The sequence below is a fragment of the Cellulomonas chitinilytica genome (assembly GCF_016862675.1).
Classification (GTDB): domain Bacteria; phylum Actinomycetota; class Actinomycetes; order Actinomycetales; family Cellulomonadaceae; genus Cellulomonas; species Cellulomonas chitinilytica.
This window is the reverse complement of record NZ_BONK01000001.1, coordinates 411,384-424,420: the sequence shown is the minus strand read 5'-3', so window position 1 is coordinate 424,420 and position 13,037 is coordinate 411,384. Positions and strand designations below refer to the sequence as shown.

Genomic DNA, 13,037 nt, shown 5'->3' with positions numbered 1-13,037 from the left:
CAGGCGGCCCGCGGACGGTCCGGGGCGCACCTTTTTCGCCCGCTTAGCCCCTGTTCGGGATGTTCTGCCCGCCTAGACTCGGCGCATGACCAACCCGGCACCCGACACGTCGCCGCGCGGCGCCAAGGTCCGGGTGACGTGGGTCGACACCGGCCGCGGCATCGCCATCACGCTCGTCGCGCTGTTCCACGCGACCAACTGGCTGCTCGGTGCGGGTGCGCACGTCGAGGGCTGGGTCCAGGCGAACCTCGTGATGTCGTCCCTGCGCATGCCGCTGTTCTTCACGCTGGCGGGGCTGTTCGCGGGCAAGTGGGTCCGCGGCGCGTGGAGGCCGTTGTGGCGGCACAAGGTCTGCCTCTACCTGTGGGTGTTCCTCGTGTGGGGTGCCATCGGGTCGGTCACCTACTTCGCGGGCCTGCAGATGCGTGGCGCCGGCTCGCTGATGAGCAGCGTCATCCAGCCGTACGTGCTGTCACCGTTGATGCCGCGCCTGGAGCTGTGGTTCATCTGGGCCCTCGCGCTGTTCTTCGTCGTCGCCAAGCTCACGTCGCGGATCCCGCCGGGCATCCAGATCGCGGTCGCGATGGCCGGCGCCGCGGTCGCGCTGAGCGGCTGGGACACGGCGAGCCCCGGCTGGAACGGCGCCGTGAAGTACTACGGGTTCTTCCTCGTCGGCATGTACGGCCGTGAGCTCGTCCTGCGGCTCGGGTCGTCGGCGGGCCGGCCGGTGCTCGTGGCGGCGTTCGCCGTCTGGCTCGTGGTCGCCGTCGGGCTGTGGGCGCTCGGCTGGCGCGAGGTGCTCGGGCTGTACTTCGTCAACTGCCTGCTGGGCGTGCTGGGCGGCATCGCGCTGAGCCGAGCCCTCGCCGGCGTCCCGGTGCTGCGCTCGCTCGGCTCGCAGACGCTGCCGATCTACCTCGCCCACACGCCGATCATCATCACGTGCGCCGTCCTGCTCAGCAGCACCGGCGTGCTCACGTTCCCGCTGGTGGCGGTGCTCGGCCCGCCGGCCCTCGCCGCCGGGGCGATCGCTCTGGCCCTCGCGCTGCACCGCGGCGCGCAGCGGGTCGGTGCCGCGTGGCTCTACGCGCCGCCGGACTGGTTCGACGTCCGCGGGCGAGGGGGCGCGGCCGTGCGGGCGCGCGACGCGGTCCCCGTCGCGTCGTCGGCCGAGCCGCGACCGTGACGGCTCCGTCGCACCCGCCGGCACCGACGCACGCACCCGCCGAGGACCGCACGCCGGCGACGGCGCCGCGCCGGCACGCCGCCCGGCTGGAGTGGGTCGACGCGGCGCGCGGGTACAGCGTCGCGGCCGTCGTCGTCGCGCACGTGGTGCTGTGGCACGTCATGGACCCGGGCGTGCCCGTCGCGGGCGTCGGCGCGTCGTTCTGGGACCGCGTCTACGGGCTGATGGGCAGCGTGCGGATGCCGGTGCTCCTCGCGGTGTCGGGCCTCGTGATGGCGCGTCGGGTGCGGGCGGGCTTCGGCGAGGGTGGTCTGCTGCTGCGGTCGGTGCGCAACTACTACCTGTACGTCGTCTGGCTCGTTGTGTACGCGCTGTTCTACGCCGTGGTCGTCGAGCCGACGCTGCCGCACCGGGTCGACGGGTTCGGGGACGTGGTGCGCCAGCTCGTCGTCCCCGAGACGACCCTCTGGTACGTGTACGCGCTCGCCGTGTACATCGCGGTGCTGGGTGCGCTGCACCGGGTGCCGCCCTGGGCCGTGCTGACGGCGCTGTCCGTGCTGTCGGTCGTGATGCACGTGACGACGACGTCCGACCAGGTGTGGAGCAAGGTCCCGGAGCTGGCGGTGTACTTCGCGCTCGGCGTGTACGGCGCGGACCTGCTGCGGCGGCTCGCCGACCGGTCGTCGGTGCTCGTCGTCGCGGCGACGGCCGTGCTCGCGGCCGGGGTCACGCTGTGCGGGCGGTTCACCGGGGGGAACGAGGTCGCGGAGGCGGTCCTGTTCCTCGTGCGCGGTGCGGCGTTCCTGGCGCTGGCCGTCGCCGTCGTCGCGGTCGGCGTGCGGTGGTCGCCCGTGCGACGGCTCGGTGTCGCGCTGGGTCGCCGGACGCTGCCGATCTACGTCCTGCACCCGCTGTGGATCGCGCTCGTGCTGCTCGCCGCGGCCGGGTTCGCGCACGACGCGCTCCGCGACGTGCTCCGGTCGCCTGCCGGCGCGCTGCTGTACCCGCTGGTGCTGGCGTCCGCGGTGATCGGCCTGTGCCTGGGGACCGAGGCGGTGGTCCGGTGGGTGCGCCTGCGGGTGCCGCTGTTCGAGATGCCGCGCGCGTGGGTCGCCCGGCTCGACCGTCCCGCGGCAGGCGGCCCGGTGGAAGGCGGCCCGGTGGCAGGCGGCCCGGCGGCAGCCGGTCCAGCGTCTGCCGGTCCGGTGCCCGTGCCGCCTCGTGAGACGTCCGCTCGCCGCGGTGTCGGCGGCACCTCGTAAACTGGCAGCCACCCCGGGTCCTCGCTGACTCGGGGCGTTCGTGCTGCGCCCGCGCGCGGCGGCCGACCCTGCGAAGGACCCCCCATGGACCTGTCCGGCCTCATCCCGACGCTGCTCGCCGACCCCGCGGCGGCACAGGCGGTCGAGCTCGTCGCGGCACGCGGAGAGCTCGACGTCGTGAGTCCCGCCGGGGTGCGTCCGCCGCTGCTGGCGGCGCTCGCCGGGGCGTCGGCCGCGAAGGGGCGTCCGCTCGTGGTCGTCACCGCGACGGGCCGGGACGCCGACGAGCTCGCGGCCGCGCTGCGCTGCTACCTGCCCGACGACGACGTCGCGGTGCTGCCGTCCTGGGAGACGCTGCCGCACGAGCGGCTGTCGCCGCGGTCCGACACGGTCGCGCGGCGGCTGGCGGTGTTCCGCCGGCTCGCGCACCCGACCGCCGAGCGGGGGCCGGCGGGACCGGTCCGCGTGCTGGTCATGCCCGTCCGGGCGCTGCTGCAGCCGGTCGTGGACGGGCTGGGGGAGCTCGAGCCGGTGTCGGTGGACGTGGGGGACCGGGTCGACCTCACCGAGCTCACCGAGCGGCTCGTCGCGGCCGCGTACCAGCGGGTCGACATGGTCGAGAAGCGGGGCGAGTTCGCGGTGCGCGGCGGCATCGTCGACGTGTTCCCGCCGACCGAGGACCACCCGCTGCGCGTCGAGCTGTGGGGCGAGGACGTCGAGGAGATCCGCTGGTTCTCGATCGCGGACCAGCGCAGCCTCGAGGTCGCGAGCCACGGCGTCTGGGCGCCGCCGTGCCGGGAGATCCTGCTGACGGACGACGTGCGGGCGCGGGCCACCGAGCTCGTGCCGCAGCTGCCCGGTGCGGTCGACATGCTCGACAAGCTGGCCGCCGGGATCGCGGTCGAGGGCATGGAGTCGCTCGCACCGGTGCTCGTCGACCGCATGGTGCCCGTCCTCGACCTCGTGCCCGACGACGCGCTGCTGGTGCTGGCCGACCCGGAGCGGGTGCGGCGCCGGGCGCACGACCTCGTCGCGACGACCCAGGAGTTCCTCGAGGCGGCCTGGACGTCGGCGGCGGCCGGCGCGGCGACGCCGCTCGACCTGTCCGCGGCGTCGTTCGCGTCGTTCGCCGAGGTCCGGGCGCTGTCCGCGGTCCGCGGGCTCGGCTGGTGGACCCTGTCCGGGTTCACGCTGGACGCCGACGCGGCCGTGGCTGCCGGTGCGCCCGGCACGGACCCGGGTGAGCACAGCACGTCGCGGACCACGCAGGCCGAACGCACGCCGAGCGCTGCGGACGTCGCGGCCGACGCGGCCGACGACCTGCTCGCCGACGCGCACACGCTCGTGATCGCCGCACGCGACGTCGAGCGGTACCGCGGCGAGGTCGCCCGGGCCGTCGCCGACGTCCGCACGCTCCAGCAGGCGGGCTGGCGGCTGGTCCTGGCGACCGAGGGGCACGGTCCCGCGCAGCGCATGGTCGAGCAGCTCAAGGCGGCCGACGTGCCCGCCCGGCTGGTCGGCGGCGTCGAGGACGAGCCCGAGGGCGGCGTCGTGCTCGTCGTGCCCGCCCCCGTCGGCGCCGGGTTCGTCGCCGAGCCGCTGCATCTCGCCGTGTTCTCCGAGGCCGATCTCACGGGCCGGGCGGGCAGCAGCACGCGGGACATGCGGCGGATGCCGAGCCGCCGGCGCAACGTCGTCGACCCGCTGCAGCTGCGGCCCGGTGACTTCGTGGTGCACGAGCAGCACGGCGTGGGCCGGTTCGTGGAGCTCGTGCAGCGGACGATCGGCTCCGGCTCCACGGCGGCGACCCGCGAGTACCTGGTCATCGAGTACGCGAGCAGCAAGCGCGGCCAGCCGGGGGACCGGCTGTTCGTGCCGAGCGACCAGCTCGACCAGGTGACCAAGTACGTCGGCGGCGAGGCCCCCACGCTCAACAAGATGGGCGGCGGCGACTGGGCCAAGACCAAGGGTCGCGCGAAGAAGGCCGTCAAGGAGATCGCCGCCGAGCTCATCCGGCTGTACAGCGCCCGGATGGCGACGGCGGGGCACGCGTTCGGACCGGACACCCCGTGGCAGCGCGAGCTCGAGGACGCGTTCGCCTACGTCGAGACGCCGGACCAGGCGGCGACGATCGACGAGGTCAAGGCCGACATGGAGAAGCCGATCCCGATGGACCGGCTGGTCTGCGGCGACGTCGGCTACGGCAAGACGGAGATCGCGGTGCGGGCCGCGTTCAAGGCCGTGCAGGACGGCAAGCAGGTCGCGGTCCTCGTGCCGACCACGCTGCTCGTGCAGCAGCACCTCGACACGTTCTCCGAGCGGTACAGCGCGTTCCCGGTGACGGTGAAGGCCCTGTCCCGGTTCCAGACGCCGAAGGAGTCGAAGGAGGTCGTCGAGGGACTGGGCGACGGGTCCGTCGACATCGTCATCGGCACGCACCGGCTCATCACGGGCGAGGTCCGGTTCAAGGACCTCGGCCTCGTGGTGATCGACGAGGAGCAGCGGTTCGGCGTCGAGCACAAGGAGACGCTCAAGGCCCTGCGCACCAACGTGGACGTGCTCGCGATGAGCGCGACGCCGATCCCGCGCACGCTCGAGATGGCGGTCACGGGCATCCGCGAGATGTCGACGCTCGCGACCCCGCCCGAGGAGCGCCACCCCGTCCTCACGTTCGTCGGCGCGTACGACGAGAAGCAGATCTCCGCCGCCGTGCGCCGCGAGCTGCTGCGCGAGGGCCAGGTGTTCTACGTGCACAACAAGGTCGAGTCGATCGAGCGGGCCGCGTCCCGGATCACCGAGCTCGTGCCGGAGGCCCGCGTCGCGGTCGCCCACGGGAAGATGAACGAGCACCAGCTCGAGCGCGTGATCGTCGACTTCTGGGAGAAGAGGTTCGACGTGCTGGTCTGCACGACGATCGTCGAGACCGGCCTCGACATCTCGAACGCGAACACGCTCATCCTCGAGCGGGCCGACCTGCTCGGGCTCAGCCAGCTCCACCAGCTCCGCGGCCGGGTGGGCCGTGGCCGCGAGCGCGCGTACGCCTACTTCCTGTACCCGCCGGAGAAGCCGCTCACGGAGACGGCGCACGACCGGCTCCAGACGATCGCGGCGAACACCGACCTCGGCGCGGGCATGGCCGTCGCGATGAAGGACCTCGAGATCCGCGGCGCGGGCAACCTGCTCGGCGGCGAGCAGTCCGGGCACATCGAGGGCGTCGGCTTCGACCTCTACATCCGGATGGTCGGCGAGGCGGTCGCGAACTTCCGCGGCGACGTCGAGGAGGAGCTGCCCGACGTCACGATCGAGCTCCCCGTCGACGCGCACCTGCCGCACGACTACATCGCGCACGAGCGGCTGCGTCTGGAGGCGTACCGCAAGATCGCCGCCGCCGCGGACGCCGCCGCGCTGGGCGAGGCGCGCGCGGAGCTCGTCGACCGGTACGGCGCGGTGCCGCCCGCGGTGGACAACCTGTTCGAGGTCGCGGAGTTCCGCATCGCGGTGCGCAACGCGGGGCTGGCCGACGTCACCGCGCAGGGCAAGTTCGTGCGGTTCGCGCCCGTCGAGCTGCCCGAGTCGGCCCAGCTGCGGCTCAAGCGGCTGTACCCCGGCTCGGTGCTCAAGCCCGCGACCCGCACGGTCCTGGTCCCGTTCCCGACGACCGCGCGCATCGGCGGCAAGCCGCTGCACGGGCGCGACGTGCTCGTGTGGGCGCGGCAGTTCGTCGACGCGGTCGTCCGGGGGGACGTGGCCGCGGCGGCGACGGTCGGGACGTCCCGCTGACGTCGTCCCGGGCGGGACGGCCCGCGGACCCAGCGCAGGGCTCTACGATGACCGCGATCGACGAGCGACGACGCAGGAGGTCCCAGGTGGCGGTGCAGTGGCGTGCGGGTGCGGCCGGTCGGCGCCCCCGGGTGGTCGGGGTGCTCGTCGGGGGTGTGGTCGCTGCGACGCTCGCGGGCTCGCTCGCCGGGTGCTCGGACGGTGAGCCGGGTGCGGCCGCCGTGGTCGACGGGACGGTCATCCCGACGGCGGACGTCCGCACCGCGAAGAGCGAGCTCAACCCGTATCTCCAGGCCGTGACGTCGCTCAACGTGCTCACCGTGCTCGTCCAGGCGCCGACGGTCGTCGGGATCGCGGACGACGAGGGCGTCGGAGTCTCGGACGAGGACGCGCGGGCGCTGCTCGACTCGATCGTCGACCAGAGCGGCACGAAGACCCGGCCCACGTTCAGCGAGCCGTCCCTCACGGTCGCGAAGTACTCGATCGCGTACAACAACCTGCAGGCGCTGCCGAACGCGAAGGACGTCGCGACGCAGATCGACGAGGACCTGCGCGCGCTCGACGTCACCGTGAACCCGCGCTTCGGGGAGCTGGCGGACGGCAACCAGATCTCCGCGCCGTCGCGCAGGCCGTGGATCGTCGAGCCGAAGGCGACCGGCGGCTCCGACGACGGCTCGACCGGCCCGACGCCCACGCCGTCCCCGTCCTGAGCGCACGCGGATGAGCGAGCGGGCGGGTACGGACGGCGCGCAGGACCCGTTGCGACGGCTCGTCGACGTCATGGACCGCCTGCGCTCACCGGGCGGGTGCCCGTGGGACGCGCGGCAGACGCACCGCTCGCTCGTTCCGTACGCCCTGGAGGAGGCGCACGAGCTCGCGGAGGCGATCGAGACGGACGACCGGGCGGGCCTGCGCGAGGAGCTCGGCGACCTGCTCCTGCAGGTCGTCTTCCATGCCCGCATCGCGCAGGAGGACGCGGACGAGCCGTTCGACGTCGACGACGTCGCGGACGACCTCGTCGCGAAGCTCGTCCGCCGGCACCCGCACGTGTTCGGCGACGAGGCCCCCGGCCGGGCGGCCACGGCCGACCTCGAGGACCTGCATGTCGCGTGGGACCGGATCAAGCGCACCGAGAAGCAGCGCGAGTCGGCGCTCGACGGCGTGCCGCTGAGCCTCGGTGCCCTGGCGCGCACGCAGAAGGTGCTCTCCCGGGCGGCACGGGCCGGGGTCGCCGTCGGGGCCCCGGTGGGCGACGGGCTGGGCGAGCGGCTGTTCGCGCTCGTCGCCGAGGCGCAGGCCGGCGGGCTCGACGCCGAGGGCGAGCTGCGACGGGCGGCGCGTGCCTGGGAGGACGACGTCCGGGCGGCCGAACGGCCCCACGTATGACCAGGGCGGACGCGGCGGCGTCCGGTCTGGGACTTGTGTCACGGTAGGCCCGCTCCGCGGTCGCTAGCCTCGGCGCACTGCACCGCAGCACTGGACCAGCACTGCGCACAGCTCGACGAGACCGCCCAGCCAACGGAGGTACGTGTGACGACGATCGGGGTCCCCCGGGAGATCCGCGCCGGTGAGCGACTGGTGGCGGCGACGCCCAAGACGGTCGGCCAGCTGCGCGCGCTCGGCTACGACGTGGTGGTCGAGGCGGGTGCGGGTGCGGAGGCGACGTTCTCCGACGCGGCGTACGAGGCTGCGGGTGCCGTGGTCGGCGACGCGACGCAGGTGTGGGGGAGCGACGTCGTCACCGCCGTGGGTGCGCCGTGGGGGACGCAGGTCGACGCGATGCGGCCCGGTGCGGTGCTGGTGGCGATGCTGCAGCCGGCGACGCGCGCTGACCTCCTCGAGAAGCTCGCGGCGCGGCGGGTCACGGCGTTGTCGCTCGACGCGGTGCCGCGCATCTCCCGGGCGCAGAGCCTCGACGTGCTCTCGACGCTCTCGAACGTCGCCGGGTACCGGGCGGTCATCGAGGCGGCCGAGCAGTACGGCGGGATGTTCGCCGGTCAGGTCACCGCGGCGGGCAAGACGCCGCCCGCGAAGGTGTTCGTCATCGGCGCGGGCGTCGCGGGCCTCGCGGCGATCGGCGCCGCGGACAGCCTCGGCGCGCAGGTGCGGGCGTTCGACGTGCGGCCCGAGGTCGGCGAGCAGATCGAGTCGATGGGCGCGGCGTTCGTGCGGGCCGACCAGGCCCAGCAGCAGGTGAGCGCGGACGGGTACGCCTCGGCGCTGACGGACGAGCAGGAGCGGCTCACCGCGGAGGTGTACGCGCGGGAGACGGCCGACGCGGACGTCGTCATCACGACGGCGCTGGTCCGCGGCCAGGCGCCGAGGACGATCACGGCCGAGATGGTCGCGGGCATGCGGCCCGGCAGCGTGATCGTCGACCTCGCGGCGTCCGGCGGCGGCAACTGCGAGCTGACGGTGCCGGGCGAGCGGGTCGTCACGGACAACGGCGTCGTCATCGTCGGGTGGACGGACCTCGCGGGCCGGCTGCCCCAGCACACGTCGCAGCTGTTCGGCACCAACGTCGTGCACCTGATGCAGCTCCTCACGCCCGGCAAGGACGGCGCGCTGGTGCTCGACCTCGACGACCCGGTGCAGCGGGGCATGACGGTGACGAGCGCCGGTGAGCTCATGTGGCCGCCGCCGCCCGTCGCGGTCTCCGCGGCGATGCCGGGGCCGTCGGACAACGCCCCCACCGCCGAGGAGCTCGCGCGCGCCGAGCAGGTCGCGCACGAGGCGGCGGCCCGGCGACGGCAGCGCAGGACGGTCGGCTTCGGGCTCGCGGCCGTGCTCGTGACGCTCGCGATCTCGTTCGCCCCGCCGGCGTTCCTCGGCCACTTCACGGTGTTCGTGCTGGCCGTCGTCGTCGGGTTCTACGTGATCTCGAACGTCAGCCACTCGCTGCACACGCCCCTGATGGCCCAGACGAACGCCATCTCCGGGATCATCCTGGTCGGCGCGCTCCTGCAGATCGGGTCGTCCGACCCGCTCGTGACCGTCCTGGCCTGCATCGCCGCCGCCGTGGCGAGCATCAACATCTTCGGCGGCTTCCTCGTCGCGAACCGCATGATCCGCATGTTCCGGAAGGACGCCTGATGACCCTGACGTCCCTCGCGCAGGCGGTCTACGTCCTGGCTGCGCTGCTGTTCGTGCTCAGCCTGGCGGGACTGTCACGCCAGGAGAGCGCCCGCCGGGGGAACGCCCTCGGCATGGTCGGCATGGTCCTCGCCCTCGCCGCCACGATCGCGCTGTCGCTCGACGCGAGCGAGCGGCCCGCGTCGGCCACGGCGGCGCTCATCGGTGTCGTGCTGCTCGTCGGCGCGGTCGTCGGGACGTGGCAGGCCCGCCGCGTCGAGATGACGCAGATGCCGGAGCTCATCGCGATCCTGCACAGCTTCGTCGGCCTGGCCGCCGTGCTCGTCGGGTACAACTCGTTCCTCACGGAGTCGGCGCCCGACGCCGTGCACCTCGTCGAGGTGTTCCTCGGCGTGCTCATCGGCGCGGTGACGTTCACGGGGTCGGTCGTCGCGTTCCTCAAGCTGTCGGCGCGCATCCCGTCGGCGCCGCTCACGCTGCCCGGCCGGAACTGGATGAACCTCGGCGCGCTCGTCGCGTCGGCGGGGCTGATGTGGTGGTTCATCGCCGCGCACTCCGTGGTGCCGCTGATCCTCATGACGGTCGTCGCGCTGGCGCTCGGCTGGCACCTCGTCGCGTCCATCGGCGGCGGCGACATGCCCGTGGTCGTGTCGATGCTGAACTCGTACTCCGGGTGGGCCGCGGCCGCCGCGGGCTTCATGCTGAGCAACGACCTGCTCATCGTCACGGGCGCCCTGGTCGGCTCGTCCGGTGCGATCCTCAGCTACATCATGTGCCGGGCGATGAACCGGTCGTTCGTCAGCGTGATCCTCGGGGGCTTCGGCACGTCCGAGGGGACCGTCGTCGCGAGCGACCACGACTACGGCGAGCACCGTGAGGTCAGTGCCGTGGACGTCGCGGACATGCTGCGCGACGCCCGCAGGGTCATCGTGACCCCCGGCTACGGCATGGCCGTGGCGAAGGCCCAGTACCCGGTCGCGGAGCTCGTCGCGAAGCTGCGGGCGCGCGGCGTCGAGGTGCGGTTCGGTGTGCACCCCGTCGCGGGGCGGCTGCCCGGGCACATGAACGTGCTGCTCGCCGAGGCGAAGGTGCCGTACGACATCGTGCTGGAGATGGACGAGATCAACGACGACTTCGGCGACACCGACGTCGTGCTCGTGATCGGCGCGAACGACACCGTGAACCCCGCCGCGCTCGACGACCCGGGGTCGCCCATCGCGGGCATGCCGGTGCTCGAGGTGTGGCACGCGAAGCAGGTCATCGTGTTCAAGCGGTCGATGGCGACGGGGTACGCGGGCGTGCAGAACCCGCTGTTCTTCCGGGACAACACGTCGATGCTGTTCGGCGACGCCAAGGAGCAGACGGAGAAGATCGTCCACGCCGTCTGAGCGGTCCACCGTCGCCCGGGACGAGTCGCGCCCGGGACGGCGGGGCACCGGCGGGGCCTTGGGGGCGCCTCGCCGGGGTATCGAAACTCGAAACGCTTCACGCGTGGACCGTGGAGAGCGCCATCCGTAGCGTCGCGCGCGCCCCGCACCACCCCCGTCGCGAAGGAGCGACCCCCATGCCTCACGGTGCCCGCACGCCGCTGCGCGCGACGACGGCGATGCTCGCCGCCGTCGTCCTCGTCCTGGCCGGAGCCCTCGCCACGCTGCACGCCCAGCGTGCCGCGGCCGCGACGACCACGGTCCTGTCGGCGGACTTCGAGAACGGCCTCGACAGTTGGACGGGTCGCGGCGCCGCCGCCGTCGCCCTGCAGTCCACGGACAGCCCCCGCGGTGCGCAGAGCCTCGAGGTGACCGGCCGGACGGCGTCCTGGAACGGTGCGACGCGCGACGTCACGTCGCTGTTCACGCCCGGCACGTCCTACACGGTGTCCGTGTGGGTGCGGCTGCCCTCCGGGTCGTCCGGCAGCGCCGGCGTCCGGCTCTCCGCGCAGCGCGACACCGCCGGGACGTCGTCGTACGACACCATCGCCACCAGCACCACCGTGACCTCCGGCGCCTGGACGCAGCTCACCGCGTCGTACACGCCCGGCACGTTCACCACGGCGTCCCTGTACGTCGAGACCACCGGCTCGCTCACCGACCTGCTGGTCGACGACGTCCTCGTCACGAGCACCGCCCTGACGCCCGACCTCACCCTGCCGGCGATCAAGACCGCCTGGGCGAGCAGCTTCCCGGTGGGTGCCGCCGTCGAGGCCCCCGAGACCCTCGGCGCACGCTCCGACGTGCTGCTGCGGCACTTCGCCCAGATCACGCCCGGCAACGCCATGAAGCCCGACGCGACCCACCCGTCCGAGGCCACGTTCACGTTCACCGGCGCCGACCAGATCGTCGACTACGCCGTCGCGCACCACCTGCGCGTCTACGGCCACACGCTGCTGTGGCACCAGCAGACGCCCGCGTGGTTCTTCCAGCACGCCGACGGCTCCAGCCTCACGACGAGCACCGACGACCAGGCGCTGCTGCGCTCGCGGCTGCAGACCCACATCCAGACCCTCGCCGACCACTTCCGCACGACGTACGGCGAGTACGGCGCCGCCGGCAACCCGATCGTCGCGTTCGACGTGGTCAACGAGGTCGTCGACGAGAACCAGTCCGACGGCCTGCGCCGCAGCGAGTGGTACCGCGTGCTCGGCCCGTCGTACATCGCCGACGCGTTCCGCTACGCCCGCACCGCGTTCGGTCCGAACGTCAAGCTGTTCATCAACGACTACAACACCGAGTACGCGAACAAGCGGGCGCCTTACCTCGCGCTGGTGAAGTCGCTGCTCGCGCAGGGCGTCCCGGTCGACGGCGTCGGGCACCAGCTGCACGTCGAGATCGGCCGGTCGGTGAGCGACATCGACGCCACCCTCAGCGCCTTCGACGCGCTGCCGGTGCGCCAGGCCGTCACCGAGCTCGACGTCTCGACGTACAAGTCGTCGGGGGAGTCGTGGACCACGCCGCCCACGACCCGGCTCGTCGAGCAGGGGTACTACTACCGCGACGTCTTCGCGGTGCTCAAGAAGCACGCGTCGTCGCTCGAGTCCGTGACCCTGTGGGGTCTCGACGACAGCCGCACCTGGCTGCGCTCCGGTGCCGCGCCGCTGCTCTTCGACGGCACGCTCGCCGCCAAGCCGGCCTTCTGGGGCGTCGTCGACCCGTCACGCATCGAGGCGACGCCGACCCCGACGTCGACCACGCCGACCCCGACGCCGACCCCGACACCGACCCCCACGCCGACGTCCGGCGGCGCGTGCGTCGTCGACTACCAGGTCAGCAGCGCGTGGCCGGGTGGGTTCGTCGGGCAGGTGACCGTCGTCAACACCGGCACCGCGGCGGTCGACGGCTGGACCGTGCGCTGGACGTTCGGCGCCGGCGAACAGCTCTCCCAGGTCTGGAGCGCGACCGCGACGCAGCAGGGCACGCAGGTGACGGCCACGAACCTGTCCTGGAACGCCCGGCTCGCGGCGGCCGGCGGGTCGACGACGTTCGGGTTCATCGGCACGTCGACCGGCACCCCGGCGGCGGACCCCACGTCGGCGAGCCTCAACGGCACGAGCTGCGTCGTGCGCTGACGCACGGACCGCGTCGCGCGGCTGTGGGACGGCACCCGACGGTGCGGCCACCCATAGCCGCGCGGCGCCGTGCTGTCCAAGGTCCGACGTCCCACGACGGCCCGCCCGGGCCCCCACTAGGGTGAGGTCGTAAACCCACCCTGCTGTCGAAGGA

The 13,037-nt window shown here is 73.3% G+C and carries 8 protein-coding genes; all 8 read left to right on the top strand.

Going from position 1 to position 13,037, the window contains the following annotated elements:
* Nucleotides 1–85: 85 nt before the first annotated feature.
* The 8 genes from Cch01nite_RS01995 (at nt 86) to Cch01nite_RS01960 (ending at nt 12,883) form a co-directional block, all read left to right on the top strand.
* On the top strand, nt 86–1,186 hold the full coding sequence (locus Cch01nite_RS01995; protein ID WP_203747824.1) for an acyltransferase family protein: 1,101 nt from the start codon (nt 86–88) through the stop codon (nt 1,184–1,186).
* Nucleotides 1,183–2,448, top strand: coding sequence for an acyltransferase family protein (locus Cch01nite_RS01990; protein ID WP_203747821.1), 1,266 nt, complete (start codon nt 1,183–1,185; stop codon nt 2,446–2,448). The genes Cch01nite_RS01995 and Cch01nite_RS01990 overlap by 4 nt, the downstream gene beginning before the upstream one ends.
* Nucleotides 2,449–2,532: 84 nt before the next feature.
* On the top strand, nt 2,533–6,228 hold the full coding sequence (mfd, locus tag Cch01nite_RS01985; RefSeq protein ID WP_203747819.1) for a transcription-repair coupling factor: 3,696 nt from the start codon (nt 2,533–2,535) through the stop codon (nt 6,226–6,228).
* Between the two features lie 47 nt (nt 6,229–6,275).
* On the top strand, nt 6,276–6,938 hold the full coding sequence (locus tag Cch01nite_RS01980; protein WP_203747817.1) for a hypothetical protein: 663 nt from the start codon (nt 6,276–6,278) through the stop codon (nt 6,936–6,938).
* A 10-nt stretch (nt 6,939–6,948) separates the two neighbouring features.
* Complete coding sequence (locus Cch01nite_RS01975) at nt 6,949–7,614, top strand: nucleoside triphosphate pyrophosphohydrolase (protein WP_203747815.1); 666 nt, start codon at nt 6,949–6,951, stop codon at nt 7,612–7,614.
* Nucleotides 7,615–7,758: 144 nt separating this feature from the next.
* On the top strand, nt 7,759–9,321 hold the full coding sequence (locus Cch01nite_RS01970) for a Re/Si-specific NAD(P)(+) transhydrogenase subunit alpha (protein WP_203747813.1): 1,563 nt from the start codon (nt 7,759–7,761) through the stop codon (nt 9,319–9,321).
* The gene (gene pntB / locus Cch01nite_RS01965) at nt 9,321–10,709 is read left to right on the top strand and encodes a Re/Si-specific NAD(P)(+) transhydrogenase subunit beta (RefSeq protein ID WP_203747810.1); all 1,389 of its coding nucleotides are present in this window, start codon (nt 9,321–9,323) and stop codon (nt 10,707–10,709) included. Before Cch01nite_RS01970 ends, pntB begins: the two co-directional genes overlap by 1 nt.
* A gap of 176 nt (nt 10,710–10,885) precedes the next feature.
* Nucleotides 10,886–12,883, top strand: coding sequence for an endo-1,4-beta-xylanase (locus tag Cch01nite_RS01960; protein ID WP_203747807.1), 1,998 nt, complete (start codon nt 10,886–10,888; stop codon nt 12,881–12,883).
* The last annotated feature ends 154 nt before the right edge of the window (nt 12,884–13,037 follow it).